The following is a 15,048-nucleotide window of genomic DNA, read 5'->3' as shown; positions in this document are numbered from 1 at the left end:
GGGGTGGCCGCGGGATCGGCGTGGACCAGCGCGGCGGTCAGCTTCGGTACGGCGTGCAGCAGGGCGTGCTCGGCTTCGACCGCGACGTGGTGCGCCTGGCGTACGGTCAGCTCGCCGTCCACCACGACCGCGACCTCGGCCCGCAGCCGGTGTCCGATCCAGCGCAGCCGCAACTCGCCCACCGCGCGCACCCCTTCGACGTCCAGCAGCGCCGCCTCCGCGGTGTCCACGAGCGCCGGGTCGACGGCGTCCATGACCCGGCGGAACACCTCGCGGGCGGCGTCGCGCAGCACGAGCACGATCGCGGCGGTGATGAGGAGGCCGACGATCGGGTCGGCGAGCGGCCAGCCGATCGCGGCGCCGCCCGCGCCGAACAGGACGGCGAGCGAGGTGAATCCGTCGGTACGGGCGTGCAGCCCGTCGGCGACCAGGGCGGCCGAGCCGATCTCGCGGCCGACGCGGATGCGGTAGCGGGCCACCCACTCGTTGCCGAGGAAGCCGACGACGGCCGCGGCGGCGACGGCGGGCAGGTAGTGGATCGGCCTCGGGTCGAGCAGCCGGTCGAAGGCGGTCCACCCGGCGAACACCGCCGAGGCGGCGATGGTCAGCACGATGACGATGCCGGCGACGTCCTCCGCCCGCCCGTACCCGTAGGTGAATCTGCGGGTGGCCGCTCGCCGCCCGAGGACGAACGCGACGGCGAGGGGCAGCGCGGTGAGCGCGTCGGCGGCGTTGTGGACGGTGTCGCCCAGCAGCGCCACCGAGCCGGACAGGACCACGACCACGACCTGCGCGAGCGCCGTCACGCCGAGCACGGCCAGCGAGACCCACAGGGCGCGCATGCCCTTCGCCGACGATTCGAGGGCGGTGTCGATCTTGTCGGCGGCCTCGTGGGAGTGGGGCGTGAGGAGATGGCCGGCCTTGTGCCGCAGACGCGCGAGGCGCCCGGCGCGCCCGCCCCCGTGGTCGTGGCTGTCACTGTCGCCGTGGCTGTGACCAGGGGCGTCACGGCCGTCGCGCGCGTCCGCGTGCGGGTGTCCGTGCTGGTGTCCGTGCGGGTCGTTCATGGCGATGACCTTCCGACGCGCGGGCAGAGTGGGGCCTGGCGGGGCGCGGCTGGACAGCGGCGTACTCCGTTCGCCATTATGTGCATATGAACGCACGCATGCAACTATCACCTGCGCACGATGCGCACCCGCCCATCCCCGGCGAGGAGCAGTTCACGCTCGCCGCCGAGGTCTTCGCCGTCCTCGCCGACCGCACACGGCTGGTCCTGCTGCACGAGCTGTCGCGCGGCGAGGCGGACGTGACCACGCTGACCGAGGTGTGCGGTGCGGCCCGGCCCGCCGTCAGCCAGCATCTCGCCAAGCTCCGGCTCGCCGGTCTCGTCGTCACACGCAAGGAGGGCCGCCGGGTCGTCTACAGCCTCCGCGACGGGCATCTGCGGCGCGTGATCGACGAGGCGCTGAGCCTGGCCGACCACCAGCTCGACGGCCGCCCCTCGCACGACTGAGCGGGGGCCGGGGCCCCTCTCCGTACAACCGTCCGGTGTCCGCGGGTGTCTTGCGTTCGACACCTGGTTCGCCACTCGGTGCGCGCGTCCTCGGAGGGGCACATGAGAGCTACACCAAAGGCACGGACACCACGGCGGGTCGCGGTGGGCGCGGTCGTCGCCGTCGTCGGCTGGTCGCTGATCGCTGCACACGGCACCACCGCCGCCGCCGAACAGGCCGCCTCCGGCGCGGAGTTGGTGTTCGAGCAGGGCGTGCCGGTCGACGGGGTGCGGCCCGGGGACTCGGTCGATGTGCCGTTCGCGGTGAAGAACGAGGGCGACGCGCCCGCCACACGCGTGGTGCTCTATCTCAGGGGCTCGCAGGGACTGGCCTGGGACAAGAAGTACTCCAACTGCGTGTACGAGGACGCGCCCGCCCAGGACGAGGGGCCGGCGCACGTGAACGCGGTGTGCGACATCGAGCAGACCCTGGAACCGGGAGTCGTCTACGAACCCGCCGAGCCCATCGGTGTGGACGTCCTCGACCGGGCTCTGTACGAACGCCTCAACGTCAACATCCTCGCGGGGGTGGACACTTTCCCCGACGGGACGCAGCACGGCGGAGGCGCGGACCCGGTACTGCGGCTGGTCGCGCGGACGGCGCCGGAGGCGCCGGGCACCGTCCACGGCGGCGAACTCGCCACCGACATCACCGCCGAGAACACGGCGGACTTCGCGCTGACCGGCTCGAAGGTCAAGGGCGGTGCGGGGCGGACCGTGGACGCGGAGGTCACCTTCGCCAACAAGGGGCCGGCCTGGGCGAGGAACGACGTCTACGGGCCGATCGGTGTCTTCGACGTCGGGATCCCGAAGGGGACGACGGTCACGAGGGTCCCGGAGTTCTGCGAGCGGGTGGGGGCGGCAGGGGCGGCGACGTACCGCTGCACGACGCCGTACAACTACGCCGACGAGGACAGCGAGCGTGCGTACGTCTTCGGGCTGCGGATCGACAAGGTCGTCGCGGACGCCACGGGAAAGGTGGCGTTCGTCAAGGGCGATCACCACTGGGGGACGCTGCCGTTCGACACGAACCGCACCAACAACACGGCCGAGATCGTCGTGAACGCCTCGGGCGGCGGCGGGGCCTCCACGGGCGGAGCGAGCGGCGGGACGACCGGTGGGACGGGATCGCCGGGCGGTACGGCGTCGTCCGGCGGTACGAGCGGTGCCGGCGGTGCCGATCCGCAGCTCGGCGAGCTGGCCGAGACGGGGAGCGGGGACACACTCCTCGCCGGCGCCGCCGCCGTCGCCCTGCTGGCGGCCGGTGGAGTCGCCGTCGCGGTGCGTCGCCGCACATCCTGACCGAGCCGCACGGCCCGCCCGGCGAGGGCCCGGGAACGGGGTGGGGCCTCCGTCTGGCCGAACTGTTCGAATTCGGTCCGGGGTCGGTGTCCGGCGGTCCCACCGCCGTGCTCCGGGGCCGGCCGCCCCCGCCGAGGGGAGGCGGATCCCCGCACCCCGCCATACGCTCGTCCCCATGAGCATCGACCGGCGCGTGCTCCTTCGCGGCATGGGCTGGGCCGCCGCAGCGAGTGCGGGCCTCACCCTGGCCGCCGACGCCGCCGGAGAAGCCGGCGAGGACGGGCCCGCCCCACGTCCCCGTCCACAGGCGCGCCCCGAGCGCCCGCTCAGGTGGGCCACGGCCGCACCCGCCGTCGAGCCCCGGTCGTTCTGGCAGGAGCGTCCCCCGCCCCGGCGGAAGCCGGAGCGGACGGCGAACGAGGTCAGGGCGGTCTTCATCCACCACACCAGCGGCCCCAACGACTACACCCGCCCCGAGGTCCCCGGTCTCATCCGCAGATTCGCCGTCGACCATGTCGACAGCAGGCAGTGGGACGACATCGGCTACAACTTCCTCGTGGACCGGGGCGGCATCATCTACGAGGGCCGCGCCGGGGGCATCGCCAACCCCGTCGTGGGCGCGCACACCATCGGCTTCAACATCGCCACCGTCGGCATCGCGGCGATAGGCGACTTCAGCGACGGCACGCCGGTGCCCGAGCCGATGGTGGACTCGCTCGCCCGGCTGATCGCGTGGAAGCTCGGGCTGTACGGGGTCGACCCGCGCGGCACGGCGATCCTGGTGTCCACCAACGACGCCAGCCGGTACAAGAAGGGCACCCGGCAGATCTTCCGTACGGTCTCGGGACACCGTGACGGCTATTCGACCGGCTGCCCCGGCGGCGCCCTGTACGCGGAACTCCCCCGGATACGCGCCCGCGCCGCCCGCCTCCAGGGCCGCCCGCCGGATCGCGCCTAGGAGGACTTCCGGCGAGGCCGCGCCGGGGGCCGTGCGGCAGGATGAGGGCATGAGCGTAGTCAAGATCAACGTACTGACCGTCCCCGCAGAGCAGCGGGAGACGCTTGAGAAGCGGTTCGCCTCCCGTGCCCATGCCGTGGAGAGTTCCGACGGGTTCGAGTGGTTCGAACTCCTTCGGCCCGTCGAGGGCACCGACAAGTATCTCGTCTACACGCGGTGGCGGGACGAAGAGTCCTTCCGGGCCTGGACCGAAGGCCCCATGAAGACTGCCCACCGGAACGGCGACGCCGAGACCGGCGATCGCCCCGGACCGGCGGCGAGCGGGGCCACGCTGTGGTCCTTCGAGGTCGTTCAGCAGGCGGAGCCGAAGCAGGCGTAGACACGACGTCGCGCAGACGGCTCCGGCAGCGCCTTCGCGTCCGGTGGCGCCGGGACGCCGGGCCCTTCCGGAGCGGTGGGACCGAGCGGAGATCACCGGTCGTCTCCGCTCCGGCGATCGGACGCGCCGGTGCGCAGGAGGCGGCGTACACCGTCGAGAGGCCGTGCCGGACCCCGCCGGCCAGGTGGGACGTCTCTGACACGGCCTCGGGCGTGTTTCGGAAGTAGCGCCGTCCGCCCGTGGGGCGGGACTGGCGGCGTCCGGTGCGTGCGATCGCACGGCGGAGGATCGGCGTTGCGGATGGACCGGCCGTACGTGGACGACTCCGGCAACACGGCGAGCGTGCGTGCCAGGCGCCGCGAGCCAGGCGGGACTTCCGAAACACGGCCTACGCCCGGTCCGGCCGGTCGTCCGGAGCTGTACGAAGGTGCGCGCGCGTGCCCTGCGGACCGAAAAGGATGAGGAGCTCCACCGCGCCGCCGTCGGCGCTGCCGAGCCAGTGCGGCACGTGCGTGTCGAACTCGGCCGCCTCACCCGGCGACATGGTCACATCCCGTTCGCCGAGCAGCAGCCGCAGACGGCCGTTGAGCACGTACAGCCATTCGAAGCCCTCGTGGGTCTGCGGGGTCGGCTCCAGCGGTTCCGGCCGGGCCGGGATGATCATCTTGAACGCCTGCGTACCGCCCGGCCGCCGGGACAGCGGCACGAAGATCATCCCGAACCGCCGGATCGGCTTCAGATGGATCCGGGGATCGCCCGTGCGCGGGGCGCCGACGAGCTCGTCCAGCGGCACGTTGTACGTACGCGCGAGCGGCAGCAGCAACTCCAGCGTCGCCCGGCGCAGACCGCTCTCCAGCCGGGACAGGGTGCTCTCCGACACTCCGGTCACCGCCGCGAGGTCGGCGAGGGTGATGCCGCGCTCGCGGCGCAGCGCGCGCAGCCGGGGCCCCACGAGGGCGAGTACGTCGTCCGATTCGCGGTCCACCCGGGCCATCTTGCCAGAACCGCAAGGTCGCGTGCCGTATCGCGGGGGCGGGACAAGACTGAGCCGCGTGCCCCGACGCAGACAGAAGGAGCCCCCGATGAGCACCACCGACGCGGTCACGTTCTGGGACGGTGTGTACGCGGCCCGGCCCGCGGCCACCGATCCGCGGCCGAACGCACGCCTCACCGAGACGGTCACGGATCTGCCGCCCGGCGACGCGCTCGACCTCGGATGCGGCCAGGGCGGCGACGCGCTGTGGCTCGCCCGCCGGGGGTGGCGGGTCACCGCCGTGGACGTCTCGGCCGTGGCGGTCGGGCGGCTGGCCGATCTCGCGCTGACGCACGGCCTGGCCGACCGGATCGACGCCGGGCGGCACGATCTGCGCGAGACCTTCCCGCACGGCGCGTTCGACCTCGTGAGCGTTCACTACCTGCACACGCCGCTCGACCTGGACAGGGCGGGTGTCCTGCGCGCCGCCGCGCACGCCCTGCGCCCGGGCGGGCGGCTGCTGGTCGTCGATCACGGATCGACCGCTCCGTGGTCGTGGGACCAGGACCCCGGCATCCGGTATCCGACCGCGCGGGAGGTCGCCGACAGCGTGGGCCTGGACCGCGCGACGTGGGCGGTCGAGCGGGCGGACGCGCCCCGCCGGATCGCGACCGGGCCGGGCGGGCGCACCGCCGAGGTCACCGACCACGTCCTGATCGTCCGCCGCACCGCCTGAACCGGCGCGGCTCCCGCGAGGAGGCACCATGAGCACCACCCCCGGCGGCGCACGCCGCGCCGACACCCCGCCGCCCCGGACGGGAGGCAGTGAGACCGAGGTCCTGCGCGGCTTCCTCGACTACCTGCGGGCGTCGGTCCGCGCGAAGGTCGAGGGCGCTCCCGAACCGGAGGTCCGTACCGCCGAAGTCCCGTCCGGCACCAACCTGCTGGGCCTGCTCAACCATCTGACGGCCGTCGAACGGGCGACGTTCCTCGGGGAGCGGGTCACCGACTGGCAGTCGACCTTCCGCGCCGCACCCGAGGACGGCGTGGCCGATGTCCTCGCCCGGTACCGGACGGTGGTGGCGCGGGCGGACGAGGTGCTCGACGGGTGCACCGACCTCGGCGCGCCGCTGCCCCGTTCCCGGCCGAACAGCCCTGCTCCCAGCGTCCGTTGGGCGCTCACCCACATGATCGAGGAGACCGGCCGGCACGCCGGCCACGCGGACATCCTCCGCGAGCTGATCGACGGCTCGACGGGCCGCTGACCCCTCCCGTACGCCGCCGTGACGCGGTCGGCCAGGCACGGTGGACCGGGCCCGGTGGACCATGCGCGGTCAGCCGGGCCCCGGAACGCCCGCGTGCGCCTGGATCTGACGCAGCGTCAGCGGCGCCGGAGGAGGCAGCGGGTCGGTCCGGCCGGCCCGGAAGGATTGCAGAAGGTAGGCGACCAGGCGCCGCGAAGCGGCCGGTGAGACGTGCGGGGACTGGCCCGCGAGGCCCGCGTTGGCCAGGAGCAGCAAGATGATGTCGCTCGGGTCGAAGTCCTGGCGCAGTTGCCCGGCGTCCTTGGCGCGCTGTACGAGCCGGGCCAGCCCCGCCTCGGCGCCTTCGCGTTCGCTGTCGATGTCGGCGACGCCGGGGAACCGGCCGAGGAAGGCCGCACCGAACCCACGGTCGGCCGCCTGCGCGGTGCACACCTTGTCGAGGAACGAACAGAGCCCGCGCCACGGGTCGGGATCCTCGAACGCCTCGTCGAACGCCGCCAGGCACTGGGCGAACTGCTCGGCGAAGACCGCGGTGATCAGCTCCACGCGGCTGGGGAAGTGCCGGTAGAGGGTGGCGGGGCCGACACCCGCCCCGCGGGCGATCGCCGTCATCGGCGCGTCGAGGCCATCGGCGGCGTACGCCTCGCGCGCGGCCCGCAGGATGCGTTCACGGTTCTTCCGGGCATCGGCGCGCAGCTCGCCCGGCGCCGCCCCCGACGGGGCCGAACGGGTCGGAGCTTGGGCCTTCCGAGAGGGTTGATCAGGCATTTCTCTCACTTCGCGGGAATCGGAAGATGTCGTCCGTTTACTGCGTTAGCGTGAATACGTAAACGGACGACCCCTTCCGTTTAATCTACCCGCACGCGACAGGATTCGACATGGACGAGATGCGCGCCGCCCTGTTCGACAGGTTCGGTCCCCCCGATGTGCTGTACGAGGGCAAGGTGCCGGTGCCCGGGATCAAGCCCGGCGAAGTACTGGTCCGCGTGCACGCGTCGAGCGTCAACGGCGGCGAACTGCACGGCAGGGCGGGGCGGGTGCGGCTGGTGACGGGGCGCACGTTCCCGCAGCGCACCGGGCTCGACTTCGCCGGGGAGATCGCCGAGGTCGGGGCGGCGGTCACGGAGCCGCTGAAGGGGACCGCGGTGTGGGGCATCCTGCCGCGCCGGATGGGCAGCATGGCGGAGTACGTGGCCGTCCGCCCGCGGCAGACGTCCGCCGCGCCCGCCGGTCTCACACCGGTCGAGGCCGTCTCCGTCCTGGCCGGCGGAACGACCGGCATCACCGCGCTGCGCGACAAGGCCGGGCTCAGGCCCGGCGAGCGCCTTCTGGTACGCGGCGCCAGCGGCGGCGTCGGCAGTGTCGCCGTCCAGCTGGGCAAGGTCTACGGGGCCCATGTGACCGCGCTCGCCGGAGCGCGGAACCGGGACTTCGTCCACGCCCTGGGCGCCGACGAGGTCCTCGACCACCGAACGACCCGCCCCGCTGAACTCGGGCCCTTCGACGTCATCCTGGACACCGTCGGTACCCAACACCGCGATTACCGGAAGCTGTTGGCCCCCGGGGGACGCATGGTCGCCATAGCCTTCGACCCCGGGCACATCGGTACGAGCATCGGCTACATCCTGGCCTCGGCCGTCCACGGCTCGCGGCGGGTGCGCTTCTTCAGCGGCAACCCCCGGCACGATCTGCTCGCCGAGCTGGCCCGGATGGCGGAGACCGGTCGCGTCCGGCCCGTGGTGGACACCGTCCGGCCGCTGGCCGAACTCGCCGCCGCGCACGCCGCGTTGGAGGCCGGTGGCGTACGCGGCAAGCATGTCGTCCGGATCCTCTGAACCACCGTGCCCGCCCGGCCGGGGCCGGGGCCGGGGGCTTCGTACGGGTCGCAGGTCAGAGCGCGCGGTGCATGATGTGCAGGCCGACGTAGCCCCGATCCGGATGGCGGAAGCCCTCCGGGAGCGTGCCGAGCACCGTGAAGCCGAGTGATTCGTAGAGCTTCACCGCGTGCGTGTTGGTCTCCACGACGGCGTTGAACTGCATCGCGCGGAAACCCGCGGTACGCGCCCACTCCAGGCTGTACTCGCACAGCGCCCGGCCCACGCCCCGGCCCGTGTGCGCCGGGTCGACCATGTAGCTCGCGCTCGCGATGTGCGCGCCGTTGCCCATGTGGTTGGCGTTCATCTTCGCGGTGCCGAGGACGGTGCCCGCGTCGTCCACCGCGACGACCGTACGGTTCGGCGGGGCCAGCAGCCACCAGTCCCGCGCGTCGTGCTCGCCGAGGTCGGTCGGATAGGTGAACGTGTCCCCCGCGGCGACGATCCCGTGGAAGAACGGCCAGATGGCGGGCCAGTCCCCCGCGGTGGCTTCCCTGATCAGCATGGGCCCAGCATGCCGGGACGCCGTCCGGGGCCGCCAGCGCTTAAAAACCGGGCATGGGGTGAGGCAGGCACGCCGTCCTCGGTCACCAGCCGCCTATGGTGACGACGCCGTGGCCCCCGGCGGCGGCCCGCTCGACCAGTTCGATGTGCGAGCGGGTGAATTGGTGGAAGTCGTCGAACCACAGCACCGCTCCGTGCGGTGGTTCGCGCTGCTCCAGCGGGATCGCGTCGCATTCCTCACCGAGACGGGCCAGGAGATCCCATGGCAGCCGGTGGGCCGCGTCGAGCAACTCGCGTACACCGGCGGGGCGCACGGAGTAGGTCAGCAGGTACCGCCAGTCCTCCGGCTCCGGCTGAGCGTGAGGTCCCGCGTCCGACGCGAGGTCATCGCGGCGCTCCGGTTCCCACTCCTCGCTGAAGACATAGCCGGTGGTCAGCGTGCCGAGCACGGTATCGGTGAGTGTGCGGGCCTCCGGGGTGAGCCGCGGGCGCAGGCAGTCGCCGTAGTACCAGAGGCTGTTCCAGTGACCTTTGGTGCCGGGCATGTCCTCCACGGACAGGAACGGAGCCATCGGCTCGAACGTGTCGTCCCACAGCCACACCTTCCCCCACTCGGGTTCACGGGTGAGGGCGACCAAGGGATCCCACTCGACCACAGCTCCATAGGCGTCGTATCCCATGGGGTGAGTATCGCCGAACCACGGCGCTCCGCGTAAAGCACGAGCCAGGGCCTCACGCTCCCGTGTACGCCTGTGCACCGCGTGCCGCCGACGGCTGCGGGTACACGCGGAAGCATGGTTGAGAAGACGAGTGTCCTGGTCCTGGACTGCGCCGAACCGATGGAACTGGCCGAGTTCTACGCCGCGCTCTTCGACGCGGAGATCCGGCCGTGGGGCGACCCCGACTATGTCGAGGTCGTCGGCAACAACGGCGTCCATCTGGCGATCCACCGCGACCACGGCTACGCGCCCCCGAGCTGGCCCCGTCCCGACGACTCCCTCCAGGCCCATCTGCGCATCCTCGTGAAGCGGGGTGACATGGACGAGGCGGAGCGCGAGGTCATCGGGCTGGGCGCCAGACCGGTGGAGGCCAGGAACAACAGCGGCCCGCGCGACGAGCGGACGTACTCCGATCCGGCCGGTCACTCGTTCACGCTCGCGGTGTCGCCGGAGCTCCCCCAGCCGCCCGAACCCACCAGTGCCCGTATCACCACCGAGAACATCTCCGGCACCGGTGACGTATAACGGGACCGTCCTGTCGGTTGCGGCCCCGCAGCCGCGGCGCGAGTCGAAGGTGGTTGTCGGATGAGGCTCACGGTCCTCGGCGGCGGGGGCTTCCGGCTCCCCCTGGTGTACGGCGCGCTGCTCCGCGACCACGCGGCCGGCCGGGTCACCGACGTCGTGCTGCACGACATCGACACCGCACGGCTGACCGCGATCGCGCGGGTGCTCGCCGACCAGGCGGCGGGGGTGGCCGACGCGCCGCGCGTCACCGTCACCACCGACCTGGACGAGGCCGTCCGGGGCACCGACTTCGTCTTCTCCGCGATCCGCGTCGGCGGTCTCGAAGGCCGCGCCGCCGACGAGCGTGTCGCGCTCGCCGAAGGGGTGCTCGGCCAGGAGACCGTCGGCGCGGGCGGTATCGCGTACGGGCTGCGCACGGTGCCCGTCGCCGTCGACATCGCGCGCCGGGTCGCCCGGCTCGCCCCCGACGCCTGGGTCATCAACTTCACCAATCCGGCGGGGCTGGTGACCGAGGCGATGGCGCGCCACCTCGGCGACCGGGTCATCGGTATCTGCGACTCCCCCGTGGGACTCGGCCGCCGCGTCGCGCGCGTCCTGGGCGGCGATCCCGGCACCGCGTTCATCGACTACGTGGGCCTCAACCATCTCGGCTGGCTGCGCGGTCTGCGCCTCGACGGCCACGACCGACTCCCGCGCCTGCTCGCCGATCCGGGCCTGCTGGGCTCGATCGAGGAAGGCAAGCTGTTCGGCACGGAGTGGCTCCGGTCGCTCGGCTCGATCCCCAACGAGTATCTGCACTACTACTACTTCAACCGGGAGACGGTACGCGCGTACCGCGAGGCGGAGGCGACCCGCGGCGCCTTCCTGCGGGACCAGCAGGCCCGCTTCTACGAGGAGATGGCGCGCCCCGGCACCCGGGCGCTGGCGGCCTGGGACCGTACCCGCGCCGAACGCGAGGCCACGTACATGGCGCACAACCGCGAGGCGGCGGGCGCGGGCGAACGCGCCCCCGAGGACCTGGAGTCGGGCGGTTACGAGACGGTCGCCCTCGCCCTGATGCGGGCCATCGCGCACGACAGCCGCGCGACGCTCATCCTCAACGTCCGCAACCGCACGACGCTTTCGGTGCTGGACGCCGATGCCGTCGTCGAGGTCCCCTGCCTCGTGGACGCGAACGGCGCCCATCCCGTGTCCGTGGCGCCGCTGCCGTACCACGCGACCGGTCTGGTCTGCGCGGTGAAGGCCGTCGAGCGTGAGGTACTCGCGGCGGCGGAGAGCGGTTCGCGTACGACGGCGGTCAAGGCGTTCGCGCTGCATCCGCTCGTGGACTCCGTGGCGGTGGCGCGGCGGCTGGTGGACGGCTACGTGGACGTCCACCCGGGTCTCGCCTATCTCAAGTAGCGGGGCCACCGGGCCTCTTCAGGCCCCGAGGATCAGCACCGTCCCCGACACCGCCGCGAACACCAGGACCGTGATCCGCAGCTTCGCCGCGTCGACGCGGTGGTGCACGAGAGCGCTGAGCCACACGCCGAGCGCCAGGACGGGCAGGAGCAGCAGGGCGGGCCACATCTGGCCCGGCCTGCCCTGTCCGGTCGCGAACAGCAGCCCCAGTGAGGCGAGTTCACCGACGAGGAAGCAGACGGCGACCGTCGAACGGAGTTCGGCCGGGGGCCGGTGCTGGTAGACGAGCGCCAGCGGCGGACCGCCGACTCCTGTGGCCGTCTCGGTGAGGGCGGTGACCGCGCCGGCGCCGACGTACGCCGCCCGGCCCGGGGTGAACGCGGGCGCCGCCAGGCTCGCCACGGCGGCCAGCACCGTCGCGGCCCCGACGACCAGGCCGAGGTGGTGTGCGGGGACCGCCCACAGCAGTGCCAGTCCGCCGGGCGTGGCCGCGAGCCGGGCCGCCGAGATCCAGCGGGCGCCCCGTCTGTCGAGGGCGGCGCGCTCCCGCCACGCCACGTAGAGATTGAGCGGGATCATCGAGGCCAGCAGGAACACCGGCAGCAGACCCGGGTCGACCATGCCGACGACCGGCGCGACGATGAGGGCGAAGCCGAGGCCGCTCGTGCCCTGGACGAACGCGGCGACACCGACCACGACGGCGAGGAGCGCGAGCGCCCCGCCGCCGAGTCCGTGGCTCAGCCCGTCGATCACACCGCTCCCCGAACTCCCGTCACCCGCCGAGCGCCGGTGCCCGTGCCCACCGCCGGCCGGACACCACGGGGGACGGTACCCGCTACCGGGGGATCACGGTGTGACGACGGTGGTGTCCGGCGTGCGAGGTGTGAACCGCACGGGGAGCGATTTCAGGGAGCGGACGAACGGGCCCGGCCGCCAGGTGAGTTGGTCGCGCGGTGTGACGGGTTCCAGGTCGGGGAGCCACTGCGTGATCCGCTCGATCGCCTCGGTGGCGATGAGCAGGGCGTGCTGCTTGACGGGGCACTTGTGCGCTCCCGCGCCCCAGGACAGGTGGGAGGCGTCGTGCGGGTGGTGCGGTTCGTCGGCGCTGTCCTGCTCGGAGAGGTAGCCGAGCGCTCCGTACGAGACGACGACGGGCACCCCCGTGCGCACCCAGACGCCGTGGAAGCTCAACGGCTCGCGGGCGTAGAGGATGCCGTAGTTCGCCAACGGCGTCTCGTGGCGCAGGACTTCGAGGACCGCGTCCATCACGGGGCGGGAGCCGCTGGTGAGGGTGGAGTAGTAGGCGGGGTTGCCGAGCATCCGGGACAGGGCGTTGGCGACGAGGTTGGCGGTGGGCTCGTGGCCCGCGCCCATGGTGAGGAAGACCTGGCAGACGACCTCCTCGTAGGTGAGGTCCGCCGGGTGGTCGATCAGCCGGCTGGTCAGGTCGTCACCGCGTTCGAGGGTCTTGGCGGTGACGAGTTCGGTGACGTACTCGCCGTACTCCACCTCTCCGGCGGCGGCCTCGTCGCCGCCCTCCATCAGCCGTCCGAGCGAGTTGTTGAGACGGGCGCTCTCGCTGTCGGGCAGGCCGAAGAGGTTGTTGAAGATCAGCGTCATCAGGGGGCGGGCGAAGTCGTCGACGAGGTCGGCGCTGCCCGCCGGGCCGAATCGGCCCACCAGGAGGTCCACGACGCGGTGCACTCGCTCGCGCAGGTCGTGCGGTTCGACGAGGTCGAAGCCGTCGACCAGCGCGGTGCGGTAGCGCATGTGCGCGGCACCGTCGGTGAACAGCGGATTGGGGCGCCACTTCAGCATGCCGAGGATCGGCGAGTCGGGGGCGGCGGTCGCCTCCCACTCCCTGGAGTCGTGCGACCAGGTGCCGGGGTCGTGCAGGATGTCGAGCGCGGCGCGCCGGCCGGTGACGATGTACGCGGGCTCGCCGGGGGCGAGTTCGCCCCAGCCGACGGGCCCCTGCGCCCTGAGCGCCTCGTAGCGGCCGTGCGGGTCGGCGGCGAAGCCCTCGTCCCAGAGCCTGACGGGCGCCGAGAGGGAGAAGGCCGCGGCGGGTGCGGGGTAGGAGGTCACGGGATCACCAGGTCTCCGGGATGGGGCCGGTGCCGCTGCCGGTGGCGTCGGCGGGAGCGGCGGCGGGGCCGGCGGCCGCCGCCGTGGCGGCGTGGCCCGCTATCAGTTGCTGGACCAGTGCGAGCAGCGCGTCGATGGAGGAGTTGGTGTCGCGGGCGTCGCAGACCACCATGGCCGTGCCGGGTTCCAGGTCCAGCGAGCGGCGCAACTGCTCCTCCGTGTAGGTGCGCGCGTCGGGGAAGGTGTTGAGCGCGACGGCGTACGGCAGCCCGGACTCCTCGACCAGACCGAGCACGTCGAAGGAGTCGTCGATACGGCGGCTGTCGATGAGTACGAGAGCGCCGAGCGCGCCGTGGGAGATGTCCGCCCACAGCGAGCGGAACCGCTCCTGCCCGGGGGTGCCGAACAGATAGAGCACGATCCCGGCCTCCAGGCTGATCCGCCCGAAGTCGATGGCGACGGTCGTGGTCGTCTTGTCCCGTACGCCGGCGAGGTCGTCGACGGCGACGGACGCCTCGGAGAGGTGTTCCTCGGTGTGCAGGGGGCGGATCTCGGACACCGAGTCGATCAGGGTGGTCTTGCCCACTCCGAACGGGCCCGCCACCAGGATCTTCACCAGCTCACGGGTGGTGTCGGGCAGGTGCAACCCGCCGGCGCCGGTGCCACCGGTGCTACAGCTTGAGGGCGCGGAGGCCATCGGCCACTCTCTTCAACAGGTCGGTTGCGGGCAGGGCGGCAGCGGGTACCGGCGCGCGGAGGCTCACCAGCCCCTGGTCCGCCAGTTCGGCGGCGAGCACGCGTACGGCGGAGACCGGCAGCTCCAGCAGGGCGGCGGCCTCCACGAGGGTGAGCGTTCCGCCGTCGAGCACCTCGAAGAGCGCGTGCCGGGCGGCGGGGAGTCCGTCGGGGGCGGGCCCCGCCTGGCCGGTGAGCAGCGAGAGCCGCTCCAGGTCGGTGTGGCTCGGCCGAGCCACACCGCCGGTGGACAGATAGGCGGGAACCAGTGGACGGCCGCTTCTGCGGCCGGTCATACCGGAGTGCCGCCCTGACCCCCGCGGGGTGCGGCGGTCATCGTTTTCTCACCGAGCCTGGCCACCTGCGAGTGCACCCGGTGGGCGAGCAGGTCGAGCCGTACCTCGGGGCCGCCGTACGCGGCGACACAGGTGCCGTGCGAGGTGGGGGCGACCAGGATGTAACCGTGGTCGGACTCGACGACGATCTGGCGGATCTCGGCGTCGTCGTGATCGGCGAAGGCGGCGGCGGCCGTACGGCACGCGCCCTGCACGGTGCTGGTGATCGCCGCCGTGCGTTCGGCGGTCGCCTGGGTCAGCGCGTCCGTGTAACCGGAGACGAGGCCGTCTCTGGTCAGCAGGACGGCTGCCCGCACATGCGGGATTTCCAGGATCGGATCGAGCACCCACGCCGTTTCGCCGGCGTCGCGGCTTTTCATCGCGGGTCGTTCCCTTCGGGGTCGGCTGTGGATCGTGCCGCCGCGGTGCCGGACTGGA

The 15,048-nt window shown here is 72.6% G+C and carries 19 protein-coding genes; 9 read left to right on the top strand and 10 right to left on the bottom strand.

Going from position 1 to position 15,048, the window contains the following annotated elements; translation table 11 throughout:
• Window positions 1-1,067: cation diffusion facilitator family transporter (locus GXP76_RS26690; protein ID WP_242574162.1), on the bottom strand; the 1,067-nt coding region annotated here is incomplete at its 3' end.
• Between the two features lie 86 nt (window positions 1,068-1,153).
• Here GXP76_RS26690 and GXP76_RS26685 point away from each other — a divergent pair.
• The 4 genes from GXP76_RS26685 to GXP76_RS26670 all read left to right on the top strand — a co-directional run bounded on the left by GXP76_RS26685 (window position 1,154) and on the right by GXP76_RS26670 (window position 4,191).
• A complete protein-coding gene (locus tag GXP76_RS26685; RefSeq protein WP_242574161.1) occupies window positions 1,154-1,513 on the top strand; it encodes a metalloregulator ArsR/SmtB family transcription factor in 360 nt (119 codons plus the stop codon).
• A gap of 102 nt (window positions 1,514-1,615) precedes the next feature.
• Entirely contained in the window at window positions 1,616-2,854 is a 1,239-nt protein-coding gene (locus GXP76_RS26680; RefSeq protein WP_242574160.1) for a hypothetical protein, read from the top strand.
• A gap of 175 nt (window positions 2,855-3,029) precedes the next feature.
• Window positions 3,030-3,812 (top strand): peptidoglycan recognition protein, encoded by a 783-nt coding sequence (locus GXP76_RS26675; protein ID WP_242574159.1) that lies wholly within the window; start codon window positions 3,030-3,032, stop codon window positions 3,810-3,812.
• A 49-nt stretch (window positions 3,813-3,861) separates the two neighbouring features.
• Window positions 3,862-4,191 carry an antibiotic biosynthesis monooxygenase gene (locus GXP76_RS26670; protein ID WP_242574158.1) on the top strand — a complete coding sequence of 110 codons (330 nt, stop codon included), beginning with the start codon at window positions 3,862-3,864 and terminating at the stop codon, window positions 4,189-4,191.
• A 388-nt stretch (window positions 4,192-4,579) separates the two neighbouring features.
• On the opposite strand, the gene GXP76_RS26665 is transcribed toward GXP76_RS26670, so the two are convergent.
• A complete protein-coding gene (locus GXP76_RS26665; RefSeq protein WP_374362665.1) occupies window positions 4,580-5,185 on the bottom strand; it encodes a helix-turn-helix domain-containing protein in 606 nt (201 codons plus the stop codon).
• Between the two features lie 88 nt (window positions 5,186-5,273).
• Between GXP76_RS26665 and GXP76_RS26660 the strand changes: the two genes are divergently transcribed.
• Window positions 5,274-5,900 (top strand): cyclopropane-fatty-acyl-phospholipid synthase family protein, encoded by a 627-nt coding sequence (locus tag GXP76_RS26660; RefSeq protein WP_242574156.1) that lies wholly within the window; start codon window positions 5,274-5,276, stop codon window positions 5,898-5,900.
• A 28-nt stretch (window positions 5,901-5,928) separates the two neighbouring features.
• Window positions 5,929-6,429: a DinB family protein gene (locus tag GXP76_RS26655; protein WP_242574155.1), complete on the top strand. Its 501-nt coding sequence runs from the start codon at window positions 5,929-5,931 to the stop codon at window positions 6,427-6,429.
• A gap of 69 nt (window positions 6,430-6,498) precedes the next feature.
• On the opposite strand, the gene GXP76_RS26650 is transcribed toward GXP76_RS26655, so the two are convergent.
• A complete protein-coding gene (locus GXP76_RS26650; RefSeq protein WP_242574154.1) occupies window positions 6,499-7,197 on the bottom strand; it encodes a TetR/AcrR family transcriptional regulator in 699 nt (232 codons plus the stop codon).
• Window positions 7,198-7,307: 110 nt separating this feature from the next.
• Between GXP76_RS26650 and GXP76_RS26645 the strand changes: the two genes are divergently transcribed.
• Entirely contained in the window at window positions 7,308-8,264 is a 957-nt protein-coding gene (locus GXP76_RS26645) for an NAD(P)-dependent alcohol dehydrogenase (RefSeq protein WP_242574153.1), read from the top strand.
• Between the two features lie 55 nt (window positions 8,265-8,319).
• On the opposite strand, the gene GXP76_RS26640 is transcribed toward GXP76_RS26645, so the two are convergent.
• Window positions 8,320-8,808, bottom strand: a complete 489-nt coding sequence (locus GXP76_RS26640; protein ID WP_242574152.1) for a GNAT family N-acetyltransferase — start codon at window positions 8,806-8,808, stop codon at window positions 8,320-8,322.
• Window positions 8,809-8,890: 82 nt separating this feature from the next.
• Window positions 8,891-9,487 carry a hypothetical protein gene (locus GXP76_RS26635; RefSeq protein WP_242574151.1) on the bottom strand — a complete coding sequence of 199 codons (597 nt, stop codon included), beginning with the start codon at window positions 9,485-9,487 and terminating at the stop codon, window positions 8,891-8,893.
• A 114-nt stretch (window positions 9,488-9,601) separates the two neighbouring features.
• Between GXP76_RS26635 and GXP76_RS26630 the strand changes: the two genes are divergently transcribed.
• Entirely contained in the window at window positions 9,602-10,051 is a 450-nt protein-coding gene (locus GXP76_RS26630) for a VOC family protein (RefSeq protein WP_242574150.1), read from the top strand.
• A gap of 60 nt (window positions 10,052-10,111) precedes the next feature.
• Window positions 10,112-11,452 (top strand): 6-phospho-beta-glucosidase, encoded by a 1,341-nt coding sequence (locus GXP76_RS26625; protein ID WP_242574149.1) that lies wholly within the window; start codon window positions 10,112-10,114, stop codon window positions 11,450-11,452.
• 18 nt (window positions 11,453-11,470) lie between these two features.
• Here the strand turns inward: GXP76_RS26625 and GXP76_RS26620 are convergent, their stop codons facing one another.
• The 5 genes from GXP76_RS26620 to GXP76_RS26600 form a co-directional block, all read right to left on the bottom strand.
• The gene (locus GXP76_RS26620; RefSeq protein ID WP_242574148.1) at window positions 11,471-12,205 is read right to left on the bottom strand and encodes a sulfite exporter TauE/SafE family protein; all 735 of its coding nucleotides are present in this window, start codon (window positions 12,203-12,205) and stop codon (window positions 11,471-11,473) included.
• A 93-nt stretch (window positions 12,206-12,298) separates the two neighbouring features.
• Window positions 12,299-13,540, bottom strand: a complete 1,242-nt coding sequence (locus GXP76_RS26615) for a cytochrome P450 (RefSeq protein ID WP_242574147.1) — start codon at window positions 13,538-13,540, stop codon at window positions 12,299-12,301.
• A gap of 4 nt (window positions 13,541-13,544) precedes the next feature.
• Entirely contained in the window at window positions 13,545-14,237 is a 693-nt protein-coding gene (locus tag GXP76_RS26610) for an ATP/GTP-binding protein (protein ID WP_242574146.1), read from the bottom strand.
• Window positions 14,212-14,571 (bottom strand): DUF742 domain-containing protein, encoded by a 360-nt coding sequence (locus tag GXP76_RS26605; protein ID WP_242574145.1) that lies wholly within the window; start codon window positions 14,569-14,571, stop codon window positions 14,212-14,214. The genes GXP76_RS26610 and GXP76_RS26605 overlap by 26 nt, the downstream gene beginning before the upstream one ends.
• Complete coding sequence (locus GXP76_RS26600) at window positions 14,568-14,990, bottom strand: roadblock/LC7 domain-containing protein (RefSeq protein ID WP_242574144.1); 423 nt, start codon at window positions 14,988-14,990, stop codon at window positions 14,568-14,570. Before GXP76_RS26600 ends, GXP76_RS26605 begins: the two co-directional genes overlap by 4 nt.
• Window positions 14,991-15,048: the final 58 nt, after the last annotated feature.

Origin of the sequence: Streptomyces sp. NP-1717, assembly GCF_022695985.1 — a bacterium.
Lineage (GTDB): Bacteria > Actinomycetota > Actinomycetes > Streptomycetales > Streptomycetaceae > Streptomyces.
The sequence above is the reverse complement of the archived record's forward strand: the minus strand, read 5'-3'. Positions and strand labels throughout refer to the sequence as shown.